The 14,281-nt window shown below is 65.4% G+C and carries 11 protein-coding genes; 3 read left to right on the forward strand and 8 right to left on the reverse strand.

Features of this window, described 5'->3' with window-relative positions; all coding sequences use genetic code 11:
- Positions 1 to 14 precede the first annotated feature (14 nt).
- The 3 genes from BRAD285_RS23775 (at position 15) to BRAD285_RS23785 (ending at position 2,964) form a co-directional block, all read left to right on the forward strand.
- Positions 15 to 1,214 carry a M48 family metallopeptidase gene (locus tag BRAD285_RS23775; RefSeq protein WP_006612428.1) on the forward strand — a complete coding sequence of 400 codons (1,200 nt, stop codon included), beginning with the start codon at positions 15 to 17 and terminating at the stop codon, positions 1,212 to 1,214.
- Between the two features lie 263 nt (positions 1,215 to 1,477).
- Positions 1,478 to 2,239, forward strand: a complete 762-nt coding sequence (locus tag BRAD285_RS23780; protein ID WP_035646707.1) for a hypothetical protein — start codon at positions 1,478 to 1,480, stop codon at positions 2,237 to 2,239.
- Positions 2,240 to 2,295: 56 nt separating this feature from the next.
- Entirely contained in the window at positions 2,296 to 2,964 is a 669-nt protein-coding gene (locus BRAD285_RS23785; protein ID WP_006612430.1) for a hypothetical protein, read from the forward strand.
- A gap of 25 nt (positions 2,965 to 2,989) precedes the next feature.
- Here BRAD285_RS23785 and BRAD285_RS23790 read toward each other — a convergent pair whose 3' ends face one another.
- From BRAD285_RS23790 to petA, 8 genes are all read right to left on the reverse strand, one after another.
- Entirely contained in the window at positions 2,990 to 3,529 is a 540-nt protein-coding gene (locus tag BRAD285_RS23790) for an adenine phosphoribosyltransferase (protein WP_035646710.1), read from the reverse strand.
- Positions 3,530 to 3,647: 118 nt separating this feature from the next.
- Entirely contained in the window at positions 3,648 to 5,813 is a 2,166-nt protein-coding gene (locus tag BRAD285_RS23795) for an anthranilate synthase component I (RefSeq protein WP_006612432.1), read from the reverse strand.
- 559 nt (positions 5,814 to 6,372) lie between these two features.
- On the reverse strand, positions 6,373 to 8,064 hold the full coding sequence (locus tag BRAD285_RS23800; protein WP_006612433.1) for a methyl-accepting chemotaxis protein: 1,692 nt from the start codon (positions 8,062 to 8,064) through the stop codon (positions 6,373 to 6,375).
- 246 nt (positions 8,065 to 8,310) lie between these two features.
- Positions 8,311 to 9,363, reverse strand: a complete 1,053-nt coding sequence (locus tag BRAD285_RS23805) for a hypothetical protein (protein WP_006612434.1) — start codon at positions 9,361 to 9,363, stop codon at positions 8,311 to 8,313.
- Between the two features lie 625 nt (positions 9,364 to 9,988).
- On the reverse strand, positions 9,989 to 10,663 hold the full coding sequence (locus tag BRAD285_RS23815; RefSeq protein WP_006612435.1) for a dienelactone hydrolase family protein: 675 nt from the start codon (positions 10,661 to 10,663) through the stop codon (positions 9,989 to 9,991).
- Positions 10,664 to 10,766: 103 nt separating this feature from the next.
- The gene (locus BRAD285_RS23820; protein ID WP_006612436.1) at positions 10,767 to 11,099 is read right to left on the reverse strand and encodes a YnfA family protein; all 333 of its coding nucleotides are present in this window, start codon (positions 11,097 to 11,099) and stop codon (positions 10,767 to 10,769) included.
- A 382-nt stretch (positions 11,100 to 11,481) separates the two neighbouring features.
- Positions 11,482 to 13,551 (reverse strand): cytochrome c1, encoded by a 2,070-nt coding sequence (locus tag BRAD285_RS23830; RefSeq protein ID WP_006612437.1) that lies wholly within the window; start codon positions 13,549 to 13,551, stop codon positions 11,482 to 11,484.
- A 62-nt stretch (positions 13,552 to 13,613) separates the two neighbouring features.
- On the reverse strand, positions 13,614 to 14,144 hold the full coding sequence (gene petA / locus BRAD285_RS23835) for a ubiquinol-cytochrome c reductase iron-sulfur subunit (protein WP_085962816.1): 531 nt from the start codon (positions 14,142 to 14,144) through the stop codon (positions 13,614 to 13,616).
- Positions 14,145 to 14,281 lie beyond the last annotated feature (137 nt).

Genomic DNA, 14,281 nt, shown 5'->3' on the forward strand with positions numbered 1-14,281 from the left:
AAGGGCCCGACGCCATGGCCGCCTACGGTCTCTACACCCACATCGCATCGAACAAGACCCGTTCGATGCTGCTGCTCGGCGGCCTGTTCCTGCTGATCTACGTGCTGGTGTTCGCCGGCGCGCTGATCGCGGAGGTCATGATCAACAGCAATGGCAGCGTCGCCTATTACATGAACGCGGCCACCCGCGACCTGATCAAGGCACTTCCCTGGGCCACGATCGGCGCGGCCGCCTGGATCGTGATCGCCTATTTCTTCCACCAGAAGATGATCGACGCCGTGACCGGCGGCGCCGCGGTGACCCGTCAGGAGCAGCCGCGGCTGTACAATCTGCTCGAAAACCTCTGCATCTCGCGCGGCATCACGATGCCGCAGCTGAAGATCATGGACAGCCCGGCGCTGAACGCGTTCGCCACCGGTCTCAATCCACGGCAATATTCGGTCACCGTCACCACCGGCCTGCTCGCGGCGCTGGACGACCAGGAGATCGAGGCGGTGCTGGGTCACGAGCTGACCCATATCCGCAACGGCGACGTCCAGTTGATGGTCGTGGCCGTCATCATCGCCGGCGTCGTCGGCTTCTTCGGCGAATTGTTCTTCCGCCTGTTCACCAACATGAGCTGGGGCGGCGGCTGGGGCCGATCCTCGTCGTCGTCCTCCTCGTCTTCGTCCGATTCCGACCGCAAGGGCTCCGGCGGCGGCGCCATCATCGTCGTGATCGTCGCGGTGGTGCTGATCGTGCTGGCCTGGCTGCTCTCCCAGGTGGTGAAGCTGGCGCTGTCGCGGACCCGCGAGTATCTGGCGGATGCCGGCGCCGTCGAGTTGACCAAGAACCCGGACGCCATGATCAGCGCGCTGCGCAAGATCGAGGGTCGCGGCGAGCTGCCCGGGGCGACCAGCGCGGTGATGGAATTGTGCGTCGACAATCCTCGCGAGGGCTTTGCCGATCTGTTCGCCACCCACCCCTCGGTCGATTCTCGGGTCCAGGCGCTGATCAAGTTCGCCGGCGGCCATGATCCCGGCCCGCTGGCGCTGCCCTCCGATGAGGCACCGGCCGATGATCCCGCTGCTGAAACTGCGGACGAGACAGCGCCCCCGCCGCTGCCGCCGGCCGGCCCTTGGACCCATGCCGCCGGCCCGACCGCCTCGCCCGGCGCGGCCGCCGACGGTGGGCCGTGGAGCACGCCCGCCGCGGGTCCATGGGGCCGGCACTAGGTTCTGGCGTCCTGCCTCGATTCGAGGTGCCGCCTCATCCAGTGGACAATCGACTTGCCAGTCGTTGTCAGCTGTTTCCGAGGGAAGCGGACGCTTCGGGCCGATTCCTTCGGATTGCCCGGGCCTGTTGCAGCAAAGGCGCAAATTTCCCCTGTGCCGTGCTGCAATGAATTTGAATTCTTCAGCGTTTCTGCCATGTTCGCGCCCAAAGCAGAATGCAATGCGCCGGCCATCTGGCCGGCCTCAGGGCTGAAGGACTTTCCATGGCGAAACCGGCAGTGGTTGTGGTGGGCGCGGACAAGGGCGGGGTCGGCAAGACCACGGTGTCGCGGACGTTGCTCGATTATTTCAGCGCCAACAACGTCCCCACCCGGGCGTTCGACACCGAGCATCCGCGCGGCACGCTGAAGCGCTTCCACCCGGAGATCACCGAGATCGTCGACATGAATTCGACGCCGGACCAGATGAAGATCTTCGACACCCTGAGCGCGGTGGCCCCCTCGGTGACCGTGATCGACGTCCGCGCCGGCCTGATGTCCCCCACCCTGGCTGCGCTGCGCGACATTGGCTTCCTCGACGCCGCGCGCTCCGGCCAGATCACCTTCGCGGTGTTCCACATCCTGGGCTCCTCGATCGCCTCGCTGGACGAGATCGCCGAGACGGCGAGCTACATGATCGGCGCGAAATATTTCCTGGTGAAGAACTTCATCAACAACACCAGCTTCTTCGAGTGGGACCAGTCGACCTACAATTCCTACTTCCACCGCATTAAGGATGCGACCGAGCTGACCATCCCCAAGCTGAACGAAATGGCGTTCGAGCAGGTCGAGGTCGCCTCGGTGCCGTTCCTGAAATTCGTCGCCAACAAGGGTCCGCGCGACGAGGCCGCCAACTACTCCTTCGTGCTGCGCGGCTATGTCCGGCATTGGCTCGCCAATGTCTGGAGCGAGTACGACCGCATCAAGCTCACCGACATCGTCGGCTCGAGCAAGCCGGCGGCGCCGCGGCCCGCCGGGGAAAAATAGCGGCTCCGTGAATGATGGGGCTTTATCGCAAGCGCGTTTGACCTGATATAGGTCGGATGCCCGCGACGCCCGTCTACATCGTCTGCTCGCCCCGGCCGCAGTCCGGGAAGACGCTGCTTGCGCGGGTCTTAAGCGAGTTCCTGCTGCTCCAGAACGGCCAGGTGCTCGCCTTCGACGTGACCCTGCGCGAGCCGTCGCTGCTCGACTTCCTGCCGCAGATCACGGAAACCGCGACCATCGAGGACACCTACGGCAAGATCCAATTGATGGATCGGGTGATCCTCAACGACGGCATCCCCAAGGTGATCGACCTCGGCTACTACTCGTTCGACGAGTTCTTCAAAATGTCCGAACAGATCGGCTTTTTGAAGGAGGCCGCACGGCGGAACGTGGTTCCGATCGTGCTGTACTGCGCCGAGGGCGACCGCGTCTCGATGCGTTCCTATGACGCCCTCCGGCGGCAGATCCCGAAGAACCAGCTGATCGTGGTCGAGAACGACCACGTGCTGCGCGAGGAGCTGCCCCAGCTCTACAGCCGCAGCAGGCACCTGAAGATCGCCGCGCTGCCCGCGTTCCTGAAAACGTATATCGAGCGTTACTCGTTCTCCTTCACCGGCTATCTGCGGCAGGAACGCGATTCCTCGACCGAGCTCTATCAATGGATCCGGCGCAACTATTATGCGTTCCGCGAGATCGAGCTGGAGCTGGTGATGCAGCGCTCCTGACGCGGCGCGCCAGTGACCCTCGCGCTCAGTGCCCCTCGAACGAGATCAGCGTGCGCACGGGCACGTCGAGCGCGCGCAGCTTGGCAGCGCCGCCGAGATCCGGCAGGTCGATGATGAAGCACGCCGCCACCACGGTGGCGCCGATCTGCCGCAGCAGCTTCACCGCGCCCTCGGCCGTACCGCCGGTGGCGATGAGGTCGTCGACCAGGATCACCCGCTCGCCGGGCTGCACCGCGTCGACATGCATTTCCATCTCGTCGGTGCCGTATTCCAGCGCGTAGGACATGCTGACCGTCTTGTGCGGCAGCTTGCCCTTCTTGCGGATCGGCACGAAGCCGGCCGAGAGCTGATGCGCCACCGCGCCGCCGAGGATGAAGCCGCGTGCCTCGATGCCCGCGACCTTGTCCATCTTCGACCCGGCCCACGGATGCACCAGCTCGTCGACCGCGCGGCGGAACGCGCGCGCGTCCGCGAGCAGGGTCGTGATGTCCCGGAACAGGATGCCGGGCTTGGGGTAGTCCGGAATGGTGCGGACCGTATTCTTGATGTCCAGATCGAACGTCATCGTGCTCTCATCCACTCTATATGTTTGCCGTCATTGCGAGCGAAGCGACGCAATCCAGGGGCCGCGAGAGAAGAACTGGATTGCTTCGTCGCTGCGCTCCTCGCAATGACGGCAGTGATCAACTCCCCGGCTGATTGAGCCGGAACGCATTCTCCACGATCCTCAAACCCACGGCATCGCCGAGCGACATCAGCGATTCCGGGTGGAACTGCACGCCGCCGACCGGCAGCGTCTTGTGCTCGATCGCCATCGCCACGCCGTCCTCGGTCGCCGCGGTCACCGTCAGCACCTCGGGCATGCTGTCGCGCTCGACGAACAGAGAGTGATAGCGGCCGATGACGATCTCGTTCGGCAGTCCCTGCATCAGCCGCCCGCCACGCACCTGCACGCGGGACGGCCGGCCATGCGCGGGCTGCGCGAGCTGGCCGAGCTGGCCGCCGAAATATTCGCCCATCGCCTGCACGCCGAGGCACACGCCGAAGATCGGCAGCTTCTTTTCGAGCGCCGCGTCGATGGTGGTGGAGATCTTGAAGTCCTCAGGACGACCCGGCCCCGGCGACAGCACGATCAGATCCCAGCTGCGCTCGGCCAGCATCTTCAGCGCATGGATGTAACGCACGACGGTGACGTTGGCGCCGACCTGGCGGAAATAGTCGGCCAGCATGTGCACGAACGAGTCGTCGTGGTCGATCAGCAGCACGTTCTTGCCGGATCCGGTGGCATCCGGCGCCGTCGACGACAGCGGCTTCGGCGGATCACCGCGTAGCGCCTGGAACAGCGCCGCCGCCTTGACCTGGCATTCCTTGTCCTCGGCCGCCGGATCGGAGTCGAACAAACAGGTGGCGCCGACGCGGACCTCGGCGAGGCCGTCCTTCATGCGGATGGTGCGGATGGTCAGCCCGGTGTTGATCGAGCCGTCGAAATTCACCGCGCCGATCGCGCCGGCATACCAGCGCCGCGGCGAGCGCTCATTGTCCTCGACGAACTGCATCGCCCACAGTTTTGGCGCGCCGGTCACGGTGACCGCCCAGGCATGGGTCAGGAACGCGTCGAGCGCGTCGAAGCCCGGCCGCAGCATGCCCTCGACGTGGTCGACGGTGTGGAATAGTTTCGAGTAGGTCTCGATCTGCCGGCGCGCCAAGACCTTGATCGTGCCGGGCACGCAGATCCGCGCCTTGTCGTTGCGATCGACGTCGGTGCACATGTTGAGCTCGAACTCGTCCTTCTCCGAATTCAGGAGCTGGCGGATCTGCTCGGCGTCGCCGATCGCGTCGCGACCGCGCGCGATGGTGCCGGAGATCGGACAGGTCTCGACGCGGCGGCCATCGGAGCGCACGAACATCTCCGGCGAGGCCGAGACGAGGAATTCGCCGTCGCCGAGATTCATCAGCGCGCCATAGGGCGACGGGTTGATGCGGCACAGCCGCTGGAACACTTCCGCCGGCGAGCGCTCGCAGGGCTCGGCGAACAGCTGGCCGGGCACCGCCTCGAACAGGTCACCGCGGGCAAACGCCGCGCGGGCCTTCTCGACCGTCGCCTGATACTCGCCGGGCGCGTGGTCGGCAAAGCCCTGGCGCGGCTCCTTCAGGTAGATGCTGGCGTCGGTGTCGCGCGGCAGGCCGGACGTCGACTGGCCGTTCCAGGAAAAATCGTAGGACAGCACGACGCCGCGGCCGGTGGCCCGGTCGTAGGCCAGCAGGCGATCCGGAATGTAGAGCACGATGTCGCGCTGGTCCTTCTCGCGCGGACGCTTCTGTTCGAGGTCCTCGATCTGGAACACGAGGTCATAGGCGAAGGCGCCGAACAGGCCGAGCAGCGGGTCGTCATTGGCGGAGAGCGCCGCGATCATCGCGCGTACCAGCGACATCACGCTGGCGCGCCGCGTGCGCTGGTCCTCCTCGACCGGGGCCGGGCCGCGGACGATGTGGCCGGCCAGCCGCGCCGGCGAGGCATCGGTGATGACGACGCATGGCTCGCGCAGGGTGTCCTTCAGGAACGCGATCAGCACCTCGCCGCGGCGATTCAGCGCCTGCAGGGTGAAATCGGTCCCCTTGGTCTCCAGCACCAGCGGCGGATCGGCGAAGCCGAGGTCGAAGCTCTCGTAGCGGCCGGGCACGGTGGTGCCCGAGGACAGCACCACGCCGCGGCGGCGGTCGAGCAGGTCAATCAGGTCGTCCAGCCGGCTGGCGCCGCCGGAAAACTGCTCGACGGCGCGCGTGATCGCGAGACCGCTCGATGTGCGGTACTCACTGCGGGCCGGAAGGGCGAAAACGGTCCTGTTCATGGGGTCCTCTTGGGCGTCCTCTTACGGAATTTGCCGAGGAAACGCCACACAGGACCAACCGGAAGCCGCCGCTGCGTGGCGGCCCCTCTGCGATCTCATGTCAAACAAATCGCACCGGCCACCTTTTACAAGGTGCGCCACCAGAGACGGGCTGGGCGGACAACGGTGCTCATGGGGCGGAAATGACCACGAGGGACGGCCGCGGTCAAGGGCGGCGGGGACACAGGTGGAAGTCGCGGTGGGATGTGCCTGCGGATCAAGGGAGCCTCTACAAGTTCGCTGCCCGATACAGCGCCCTCGCCCCTTGTGGGAGGGCATGCGGCCCATCTGCGAACGCGGTTGGGTGAGGGGTCTCTCTCTCTCTGCGAGTGGCGCTTGCGGAGGCATACCCCTCACCCAACCGCATTTGCCGCTCTGTCCTACATGCCCTCTCCCACAAGGGGCGAGGGCGCAATAACGACCAGCGGCGAGCCGAGGGCGGAGACCGGAAGCTGGGATGGCGACCGAAAAGGCTCCCGCGCGGAAGCCTTCTCTTCGCTTAACATCCAACACGCAAATCCTATGCCGCGCGCAATTGCCCAAGGAAGCGATCGAGCTCGTTCTTCAGCCGGCTGCTCTCCTGCGACAGTGATTGCGCCGAACTCAGCACTTGGCTCGACGCCGCGCCAGTCTCCCCTGCCCCGCGGTTGACCTCGGTGATGTTGGAGGCCACCTGCGTGGTGCCCTGCGCGGCCTGGTCGACGTTGCGGGCGATCTCCTGGGTGGCGGCGCCCTGCTGCTCGATGGCGGCGGCGATCGCGGCTGAGATTTCGGCGATGCGGTTGATGGTGCCGCCGATCTCCTTGATCGTCATCACCGACGTCTGCGTCGCGCCCTGCATCGCCATGATCTGTGCGCTGATCTCGCCCGTGGCGCTTGCGGTCTGAGCCGCGAGCGCCTTCACCTCCTGCGCGACGACGGCGAAGCCGCGGCCGGCATCGCCGGCGCGGGCCGCCTCGATGGTCGCGTTCAGCGCCAGCAGATTGGTCTGGCCGGCAATGTCGGTGATCAGCTTGACGACGTCGCCGATGCGGCTGGCGGCCTCCGACAGCTCGCTGATCTGGCCGTCGGTCTTCTCGGCGTGCTTCACCGCCTCGTCGGCGATGCGCGAGGCCTCTTGGACCTGGCGGGCGATCTCGCCGACCGAGGTCGACATCTCCGTGGTGGCCGACGCGACGCTCTGCACATTGGCCGAGGCCTGCTCCGAGGCGACGGCCACCGTCGAGGACAGCGACTGCGTGGTGTCGGCGGTACGGCTCAGGCTGGTCGCGGCCACTTCGAGATCCGATGACGCCGTCGAGACGGTGCGGACGATATCCCCCACCGCGGCCTCGAAGCTCGACGCCAGCTTCTGCATGTCGGACTTGCGCCGCTGCTCGGCCTCCTGCTTCTGCTGCGCCGCCTGCGCCTCGATCTCCCGCGCGCGCACCAGGGTCTCGCGCAGCTCGAGCGAGGATTTTGCCAGCAGGCCGATCTCATCGCTGCGTCCGGTCTGCGTCAGCGTCACGCTGAAATCGTTCCGCGCCATGCGGACGATGGCGTCGGTGACCTCGGCCATGGGGCGGCTGATCGACGAGGTCGACACCAGGAACGAGATGACGAGTGCAACGACGAGGCCGGCGATGGTCGCGGCGGTCGCGACGAAAATCGTCTGCTGCGTCTCGCCGGAAAGAGTGTCGGACAGCCGCGCCGAGCTCTTCTGCAAGACTTCCGTCAGCTGCCGTTGCGTGGCCAACGCACTGAGCATCGTCGGCTCACAGGTCTTCTTCAAGGCAACCCCAGCAGCGAAGGTGCCAGCTTCGCTGGTCGTCGAGCCCGCCTGGTCGATCGCGGGCGCGCAGCGCTCGAACGCCGACCTTACCACGGACTGCGTCGACGAGACCTGGGGCGCGATATCGGGAACAAGCCGCGCGATCTCGTCCAGCTGCTCGAGATAGAGCTTCTGGTTGTCGCGCAGCTCCTTCATGACGGCCGCATTGCCGGCGTCGGTGGACTCGAAGGCAAGACTATAGGCGTTGGCAAGCACCGCCATCAGCACGCGGCCGGATCGCGAGCTGAGAACAGCGGCCTTGTCCTCGTGGTCGATCAATGCGCTGTAGTGATCGTCGATCGACTTCATCGACCGGCCCGAATAGGCGACGCTGCCGAGGCTCACGACACCAAGCAGCAGCAGCAAGACGATGATCTTTGATCTGATCTTGAGATTGTTCATTGCAAATTCCTGATGGCGACGCGTACGCAATCGATCCAGCAGCGTTGGCCGCGACTGGATCAATCAGACGCGCCGTTGCGCCCGAGCTCTTGAGGGGTATGGAGAAGGCTTTGCCATCATAGAGGCGCAAGCGGCCCCTCGAGCAAAAGCGTGACCGCAACGCAATCAACTTCGCCTTAAAGCTTTCTGAAGTTGCTGCCCGTGGCAATCACGGGGTTACGTGATTCACGCGCAGGCACCGTATGACTACGGCGCCGGCTTCGTTAGTCCGAGTTCCCTGAACTTCAGCTCCGTCGCAACGACAGCGTTCTCATACACCTCCCCGCGCTCGACGAAGTAGTTGAAGTAACCGGCCGGCGTTTCCGGCTGGATCTCGACGAGCTCGACGCTCTTGTATTTCGGATCGGTGATGACGCCGGCCGCGATCAGATCGTTGATGCGCTTGAGCGCATCGACCTCCGCCTTGTAGCCGACGGAGAACCACATTTCGGTGGTCCAGTCCTGCACCTCGAACCAGTTGGCGGGCGCCTCGCCCTGCCATCCCGCAGCGAGTGGGCGGACGGCGAAGATGCGGTCGAAGCCGTGCAACTCGGAGACGATGCAGGCGCGGTGATAGGCGCCGTCCATCTGACCGTCGGGCAATTTGGTGAATCCATACAGCGACAGCCACAACGCGGCCTTGATCGCCTCCGGCGTGATCGGACGGATGGCGCGCTCGGCAAGTACATCGGACGCGTAGCGCAGGTCGCGCTTCGCGGCGGAGTGCCGCGCCTTGACGGCATGAGCGTTGCGGATCGATTTCTCCGACGGCAGCAGCGCCCGCGCGGCGTCGTTGCCGTAGAGAATGCCGGCGCCGGTTTCGGGATCATAGGTGTTGAACACGACGCCGATCGACGTGCCGTTCAGCGTCTCGGCGGCCTGCATGAGGTCGGCCTCGCTGCGCACCGGGACATATTGCTGCGCCGGCAGCAGCCGGTCGGCGAGCACGTTGAACGGGCCGTCGCGCCAGTCCGGCCAGGAGACGAACCGCGCCAGCGCCTCGGCATAGGCCGGGCGGAACACGCCGGGATAGCCGAACACCAGGGTGCGCAGCTGCGAGCTCGGATCACGGACGCGGTCGGAGGAGATCAGCTGGTCACGCAGGTCGCGGCCCTGCAGCCAGGCGGTCAGCACCAGGATCTGGCCGGAGGTCGCGGTCACCAGATCCGGCGTGACGCCCCAGGCGCGCGCGGTGTCGAGGAAGCCGGCGCCATGGGCGTTCAGGCCGCCCAGCCCGGCCAGCGCAAAGGCTACACGCATGCTGTCTCCCCTCGCTGATATCGGACGAAATGCTACCTCAGATTGTTTCTGCAATGCAACGAGATCGAGCTCGATCGTTCGAATGACGAACCAGCTCTCGCTTGGCGAACCCTCCGCCCTCGCCGACTCGCCAAAAATCAACGGTGATTCGCGGGCATAGGGTCATGTGGGCCAGTGCCAGAACTGCACCCGCCGGCTGTGACCGCCGTCACAACCTCATGTTGCGCGCGTGCACCATACTTTACTCGCCTACCAGCGGTTGTCTTGGGCATAAAAAGTTACATAACTTCGCCCGGCACGGGAGCAACACTGTTGTCTATCTGCAATAGTGTTGGCAATGATTGGTTAACCATATTGAATTACCTTGGTTAACATGGCTCGCGGCAAACAGCCTTCCGTGTCGCATGCGCTCCCGAAGCAGCAGTCGCTGCTCGATTGCTTCCTCGAAGCGCAGGCGAAGAGGACGAAGCGTCGACGGCGCTCCTCCGACGGGGCGGCCAGCGCCGGTCTCCTGAATCTTACTGAAGACACGCCGGCCGACGATGAGGCTGGTCCGACATCCGCCGGGATCAAGACCGCCGGCGCAATCTGACGGCGCGCGACCGCGGCCGCGCGCCGTCCCCGCCTATCCCAGATGCTTGTGGAAGAACGCCGTGGCGCGGCCCCAGGCGAGTTCGGCGGCGGTGCGATCGTGCACGGTCATGCGCTGCTCGTTCACGAAGGCATGCTCGGCATCGTAGCGATACAGCTCGAGCGATTTGCCGGCCGCCTTCATCGCGGCCTCGAAGCCGTCGACCAGCGCCGGCGTGCACCAATCGTCCTTGTTGGCGAAATGCGCCTGCAGCGGGATCTTGACGTCGGCGGGCTTGGCGGCCTGCTCCGGCGGAATGCCGTAGAACACCACGCCTGCGGAGAGCTCGTCGATCTTGGTCGCGCCGATGATCGTCACCGCGCCGCCAAGGCAGAAGCCGGTGAGGCCGACCTTGGCGCTGTTGCGGGCGAGATATTGCGCGGCGCCGCGCACGGTCTGCGTGGTCGCGTCCATGAAGTCGAGCGAGTTCATCTCGCGGCCGGCGGCGTCAGTGTCGTGATACGGCACCACGGTGCCCTTGTAGAGATCGGGCGCCAGTGCGTTGAAACCCGCCAGCGCAAAGCGATCGGCCATGCCCTTGATCTGGTCCTGCAGGCCCCACCATTCCTGGATCACGACGACGCCGGGCGCGTCGGCCTTCGCCGCCTTGGCGAGATAGCCCTTGGCCTCCTGGCCGTCGGGGCGCTTGAAGCTGATGAGAGTGCCCATGTGGTCCTCCGTCGTTTCTGATTGGGAATTGAGAATGCGGTTTAGCGCAAATCGCGTGACCGTGCGACAACAGGCGATCGGCTTCGCTCGAACGTGAGCGCGCTCATAGCGGCACGGCGCGCCGCGCGAACAGGATCACGGACATGCCTAACAGGCAGATCAGCGCGCCGGCGAGGTCCCAGAGATCCGGGCGGTGGCCTTCGACCAGCCAGCCCCACACTAGCGCGGCGGCGATGTAGATGCCGCCATAGGCGGCATAGGCGCGGCCGGCGAGCGGGCTGTCGGCGACGGTGAGCAGCGCGGCAAAGCCGGCGAGCGAGACGAGGCCGGGCAGCAGCCAGAGCGGCGAGTGGCCGAGGCGCAGCCAGCTCCAGAATGCGAAGCAGCCGGCGATCTCGAGCACGGCAGCGCCGGCGAAGGCGAGGAGTGAGGGCATGGGATGGGCTCCATCTTGTTACGAGTGAGCCGCGGACACGGCCCCCCGATGCGCCGTCCCTCGGATCTCCTGCTGGGCACCCGTCCGGCGGCTTGCTCGGTGCACCTCGCCCCGCTTGCGGGGAGAGGTCGGATTGCATCGAAGATGCAATCCGGGAGAGGGGGTACAGGTCTATCCGCGTACATCTCGCGCGCGTCTGCCCGTGATTTATAGGTCTTCACCAACACTGCCCGTGCGGCTGCCCCTCACCCCGACCCTCTCCCCGTGAAGAACGGGGAGAGGGAGCGCAGCGCGCCGTGCGGCGAGCGATCGAGTTCAATCGTCAGCCAACAAAAAAGCCCCCGGCGGGGGCTTTTTCAACCTCATGCTGTGATCTCACCGCTCAGTGGGCGGCGGCCCAGACGCGCTTCTTGGTGAAGTACATCAGGCCGGCGAAGATGATCAGGAAGATGAAGACCTGATAGCCGAGGCGCTTGCGGGCTTCCATGTGCGGCTCCGCGGTCCACATCAGGAAGGTCGCCACGTCGTGGGCATACTGCGCGACGGTGGTCGGCGAGCCGTCGTCGAAGGTCACCTGGCCGTCGGACAGCGGCTTCGGCATCTTGATGGCGTTACCGGGGAAGTACTTGTTGTAGTACGAGCCCTCCGGGATCGTCACGCCGTGCGGCGGGTTGTCCTCGTAGCCCTGCAGCAGCGCGTTGACGTAGTTCGGACCCTGCTCCTGGAACTGGGTGAAGAAGTCGATCAGGAACCAGGGGAAGCCGCGCTTGTAGGAGCGCGCCTTGGCGATCAGCGACAGGTCCGGCGGAGCCGCGCCGCCATTGGATGCGCGTGCCGCCTGCTCGTTCGGGAACGGCGCCGGGAAGTAGTCGGCCGGGCGGCCCGGGCGCTCGAACATGTCGCCAGCGTCGTTCGGGCCGTCCTTGATCTTGTACTCGGCGGCGAAGGCGGCAGCCTGGGCCGTCGAGTAGCCGGGGCCGCCGGGCTCGGCGAGGTTGCGGAACGCCACGTAGTTCAGCGAGTGGCAGTTCGAGCAGACTTCCTTGTAGATCTTCAGGCCGCGCTGCACGGCACCGCGATCGAACTTGCCGAACGGGCCGGCAAACGACCACTTCACCGACGGCGGGGTCTCGGTGCCCTCGTTGGCACGGGCCTCACCCATGCTGCCGGCCAAGAGCGACACGGCGGCGACGAGCGCGATCACCGTCGAGACCATCAGCGCGGCGCGGCCCGACTTGGCCAGCACGTCGTCGGCGATCGAGTTCGGCAGCGGACGCGGCTTCTCGATGCGGGCAAGCAGTGGCAGCACGATCAGGAAGTAGGCGAAGTACAGCACGGTCAGGATACGGCCGAGCACGACATAGACGCCCTCCGGCGGCTGCGCGCCGAGATAACCGAGGCCGACGCAGACGACGAAGAAGATCCAGAAGAACTGCTTGCCGAGCGGACGGTACTTGTTCGAGCGGGTCTTGGCCGAGTCGAGCCAGGGCAGGAACACCAGCACGATGATCGCCGCGAACATCGCGATGACGCCGGCCAGCTTGTTCGGCACCGAGCGCAGGATCGCGTAGAACGGCAGGTAGTACCATTCCGGCACGATGTGCGCGGGCGTCACGGCCGGGTTGGCCGGGATGTAGTTGTCGGCGTCGCCGAGATAGTTCGGCATGTAGAAGATGAACCAGGAATAGAAGATCAGGAAGCAGGTGACGCCGAAGAAGTCCTTGATCGTCGCATACGGCGTGAACGGCACCATGTCCTTCTCGGTCTTCGGCTCGACGCCGGCCGGGTTGTTCTGACCGGCGACGTGCAGCGCCCAGACGTGCAGCACGACCACGCCGGCGATCAGGAACGGCAGCAGGTAATGCAGAGCGAAGAAGCGGTTCAGCGTGGGATTACCGACGGAGTAGCCGCCCCACAGCAGGGTCACGATGCTCTCGCCGAAATACGGCACGGCCGAGAACAAATTGGTGATGACGGTGGCGCCCCAGAAGCTCATCTGGCCCCACGGCAGCACGTAGCCCATGAAGCCGGTGGCCATCATCAGGAGATAGATGATGACGCCGAGGATCCAGAGCACCTCGCGCGGCGCCTTGTATGACCCGTAATAGAGGCCACGGAACATATGGATGTAGACGGCGAGGAAGAACATCGACGCGCCGCAGGCGTGCATGTTGCGCAGCAGCCAGCCGTAGTTCACGTCGCGGACGATCAGCTCGACCGACTTGAAGGCGAGGTCGGCGTGCGGCGTGTAGTGCATCGCCAGGATGACGCCGGTGATGATCTGGACGCCGAGCATCAGCGACAGGATGGCGCCGAAGGTCCACCAGTAGTTCAGGTTCCGCGGCGTCGGATAGGCAACGAAGGACGAGTGGACCAGGCCGATGATGGGGAGTCGTTGCTCGAACCACTTCAAGGCGGGGTGGCTCGGCTGGTAGCTAGATGGTCCACTCATGATGCGTTCCTGAAAGAATTATCTTGCACGATCGAGCTTGAGCTTGCGGACGAAACGTCCGCTCAGCCGATCTGGATCTTGGTGTCGGAAACGAACTGATAGGGCGGGACGGGCAGGTTCAGCGGCGCCGGTCCCTGGCGGACGCGGCCCGAGGCATCGTACTGCGAGCCGTGGCAGGGGCAGAAGAAGCCGTCGTAATTGCCTTCATGGGCGATCGGGATACAGCCGAGATGGGTGCAGATGCCGATCACGACCAGCCACTGCTCGTGGCCGTCCTTGGTGCGGGACTGGTCGGTCGCGGGATCCGGCAGGCTCGACACCGGGACCGCGCGGACCTCCTCGACCTGCTTCTTGGTGCGATGGGAGATGTAGATCGGCTTGCCGCGCCAGAACACCTTGATGTCCTGCCCCTCGGCGACCGGGGTGAGGTCGACCTCGATCGGCGCGCCGGCCGCGATGGTCGAGGCATCGGGGTTCATCTGGGAGATGAAGGGCCACAGGGCGGCCACGCCACCGACCGCTGCGGTCGCGCCCGTGGCGACGAAGAGAAAATCCCGGCGTGTCGGATGATCCGCAGTAGACGCTGTCACGATTCCAACCCTTTCTTTCGTTGCAGCCGGCGCAACGCCCCGCTCGACGTGTCAGATCTCGTACGTTGGAGATCACGTGACCGGGAGATGCCTGCCGGCGCCCGCGTCCCCCGCGGCGGCAGAAAACGGCTCGCGCTACC

Source organism: Bradyrhizobium sp. ORS 285 (assembly GCF_900176205.1).
GTDB lineage: Bacteria > Pseudomonadota > Alphaproteobacteria > Rhizobiales > Xanthobacteraceae > Bradyrhizobium.

Bases quoted from the DNA above. Each gene is read 5' to 3' on its own strand.
- BRAD285_RS23775 (WP_006612428.1), top strand. From the start codon at position 15: ATGGCCGCCTACGGTCTCTACACCCACATCGCATCGAACAAGACCCGT.
- BRAD285_RS23780 (WP_035646707.1), top strand. From the start codon at position 1,478: ATGGCGAAACCGGCAGTGGTTGTGGTGGGCGCGGACAAGGGCGGGGTC.
- BRAD285_RS23785 (WP_006612430.1), top strand. From the start codon at position 2,296: ATGCCCGCGACGCCCGTCTACATCGTCTGCTCGCCCCGGCCGCAGTCC.
- BRAD285_RS23790 (WP_035646710.1), bottom strand. From the start codon at position 3,529: ATGACGTTCGATCTGGACATCAAGAATACGGTCCGCACCATTCCGGAC.
- BRAD285_RS23795 (WP_006612432.1), bottom strand. From the start codon at position 5,813: ATGAACAGGACCGTTTTCGCCCTTCCGGCCCGCAGTGAGTACCGCACA.
- BRAD285_RS23800 (WP_006612433.1), bottom strand. From the start codon at position 8,064: ATGAACAATCTCAAGATCAGATCAAAGATCATCGTCTTGCTGCTGCTG.
- BRAD285_RS23805 (WP_006612434.1), bottom strand. From the start codon at position 9,363: ATGCGTGTAGCCTTTGCGCTGGCCGGGCTGGGCGGCCTGAACGCCCAT.
- BRAD285_RS23815 (WP_006612435.1), bottom strand. From the start codon at position 10,663: ATGGGCACTCTCATCAGCTTCAAGCGCCCCGACGGCCAGGAGGCCAAG.
- BRAD285_RS23820 (WP_006612436.1), bottom strand. From the start codon at position 11,099: ATGCCCTCACTCCTCGCCTTCGCCGGCGCTGCCGTGCTCGAGATCGCC.
- BRAD285_RS23830 (WP_006612437.1), bottom strand. From the start codon at position 13,551: ATGAGTGGACCATCTAGCTACCAGCCGAGCCACCCCGCCTTGAAGTGG.